The organism is Corallococcus sp. AB038B, assembly GCF_003668955.1.
GTDB lineage: Bacteria > Myxococcota > Myxococcia > Myxococcales > Myxococcaceae > Corallococcus > Corallococcus exiguus.
Map to the genome: position 1 here is coordinate 1 of NZ_RAWO01000243.1, position 406 is coordinate 406.

Genomic DNA, 406 nt, shown 5'->3' on the forward strand with positions numbered 1-406 from the left:
CGTGTTTCTGGTGAAAGATCCTTGCGAATCTCTTCAATCTGTTCCACTTCGAATAAAAATGTATCCAGTTGGCGAAAAAGAGATTCCCAATCTTTTGGATCAGTACGAGAACTGCCCAAAGCATAGAAATGATATGAAATCATGTCGAGTGGAATCTCAGGTGCATGATTGGAGTGATTGAGAAAATATCTGTACCAATCAAACTCATTGTGACCTATGATGAGATTTGATCGGAGACGATCACACTTGCATAACGAAAGGAAAACTCACCTCCCAAGGCCATTCCTACATACTTCATGTCATAGTTATTAGTATGTCGCCGAATACCTTGCACAACTGCATCATAGGCTCGGGTGTAGAATTCGACAGTCATTTGATGTTCTGATTCGACCTCGTTGAATATTTC

1 protein-coding gene is annotated in these 406 nt (G+C 40.6%); it reads right to left on the bottom strand.

What is annotated here, in order from left to right:
- Positions 1–214: 214 nt before the first annotated feature.
- Positions 215–406 (bottom strand): hypothetical protein (locus D7Y04_RS46225; RefSeq protein WP_233601876.1); only part of this gene is annotated, 192 nt, incomplete at its 5' end.